The 2,120-nt window shown below is 73.1% G+C and carries 1 protein-coding gene and 1 pseudogene; both read right to left on the reverse strand.

Translation table 11 applies throughout. From position 1 onward, the window contains the following. A pseudogene (locus HMPREF3105_RS04860) lies at window positions 1-192 on the reverse strand (peptide chain release factor 1); the annotation flags it as partial. A gap of 115 nt (window positions 193-307) precedes the next feature. Then, on the reverse strand, window positions 308-2,120 hold a 1,813-nt coding region (gene rho / locus HMPREF3105_RS04865; protein WP_070708884.1), incomplete at its 5' end, for a transcription termination factor Rho.

Genomic DNA, 2,120 nt, shown 5'->3' on the forward strand with positions numbered 1-2,120 from the left:
CAGCTCCTCCGCGGCCGCCGACCAGGCGCGGTGGGCCGTCACCACGGCGCCGAGCTCGGCGAACCGCCGGTTCAGCCGCCGGGCGAGCGCCGGGTCCTGGTGCACCGCCGGGTCGGACAGGCGCGCCGTCAGCTCGCGATGCTCCGCCAGGAGCCGATCCACGGCCTCGCGCCGCTGCTCCGAATCGAACACGTGCGTGCCTCTCCTCCTCCGGCCTCAACGGGCCGGGCTGTCCGACGCGGACGGCCCCGCCCCGTCCGGCGGAGACGAGCTCCCCCGGGCGGGACGGGGCCGTGCGACGGGACGGTCAGTCGTCGCCCTTGGACCCCAGCGTGGTCTTGGAGACCAGCATGAGGAACTCGGCGTTGGACGCGGTGTCCTTGATCTTGTTGGTGAGCAGGTCGAGGGCCTGCTGCTGCTCGAGGCCGGAGAGCACCCGGCGCAGCTTCCACATGATCTTGACCTCCTCCTGCGAGAGCAGGGCCTCCTCGCGGCGGGTGCCGGACGCGTTGACGTCCACCGCCGGGAAGATGCGGCGCTCCGCGAGGTGGCGGGACAGGCGCAGCTCCATGTTGCCGGTGCCCTTGAACTCCTCGAAGATCACCTCGTCCATGCGCGAGCCGGTCTCGACCAGCGCGGTGGCCAGGATGGTCAGCGAGCCGCCGTTCTCGATGTTGCGGGCGGCGCCGAAGAACTTCTTCGGCGGGTACAGCGCCGAGGAGTCCACACCGCCGGAGAGGATGCGGCCCGAGGCCGGGGCGGCCAGGTTGTAGGCGCGGCCCAGGCGGGTCATGGAGTCGAGCAGCACGACGACGTCGCGGCCCATCTCCACGAGGCGCTTGGCGCGCTCGATGGCCAGCTCGGCGAGCGTGGTGTGGTCGTCCGCCGGGCGGTCGAACGTGGAGGCGATGACCTCGCCGTCCACCGACCGCTGCATGTCGGTGACCTCCTCGGGGCGCTCGTCGACGAGCACCATCATGAGGTGGACCTCGGGGTTGTTCGTCTTGATCGCGTTGGCGATCGACTGCAGGATCATCGTCTTGCCGGCCTTGGGCGGGGAGACGATGAGGCCACGCTGGCCCTTGCCGATGGGGCTGACCAGATCGATCACGCGGGGGCCGATCAGCTTGGGATCGGTCTCCAGGCGCAGGCGCTCCTGCGGGTACAGGGGCACGAGCTTGCCGAACTCCACGCGCTGCGGGTGCTCGACGGCGGGCTGACCGTTGACCGAGGAGATCTTCACCAGGGCGTTGAACTTCTGACGGTTGGAGCCGCCACCGTGGTGCTGCTGCTTCTCGCCGTCGCGCGGGGCGCGGATCGCGCCGACGACGGCGTCGCCCTTGCGCAGACCGTACTTCTTCACCATGGCCAGGGAGACGTAGACGTCGTTCGGGCCCGGCAGGTAGCCGGAGGTGCGGACGAACGCGTAGTTGTCCAGCACGTCGAGGATGCCGGCCACGGGCTGCAGGACGTCGTCCTCGGTCAGCTCGGTCTCGTCGACCTCGGGGCCGCCGCGGCCACGGCGGTTGCGGCCGCGCTCGTTGCGGTTGCGGCGGTTGCGACGGTTGCGGCCGCCCTCGTCGTCGCGGTCGTCGCGGCGGCTGCGGTCCCCGCGTCCGCCGTCGCCCCGGCCGCCGTCCTCGGACTTGTCGCCGCGCTGCTCGCGGGAGCCGTCGCGGCCGTTCTCACGGTCCCGATTGTTCTCGCGGCCGTTCTCGCGGTCGCGGCCGTTCTCGCGGTCGCGGCCGTTGTCGCGGTCGCGGCCGTTGTCGCGGTCCCGCCCGTTGCGGCCGTTGCGGCCGCGGCCGTTCTCGCGCCCGTTGTCATCACGGTCCTCCCGGTCGCCGCGGCGGTCCGCGTCGGCGCCGTCCTCGCCCTGGGCGCCGTCGGAGCGACGGTCCTGACCCTGCTGGGCGTCGTCGTCGCCGGCGCGGCGGCGGCCGCGGGAACGGCGCTCGGACTGCGGGCGGTCCTCGCCCTCGTCGCGGGTCTCGGACCCCCCGGACCGATCCTGGTCCGAGGCGGTCTCCCGGGGGCCCTGCTCGGTCTGGGCCTCGCGGGCCTCGGCCTGGGGCTGCCCGTCCTGGGCGACGGCGGCCGGAGCGGAGGTGTCGGCGTCG

Source organism: Micrococcus sp. HMSC31B01, from assembly GCF_001816085.1.
Lineage (GTDB): Bacteria > Actinomycetota > Actinomycetes > Actinomycetales > Micrococcaceae > Micrococcus > Micrococcus luteus.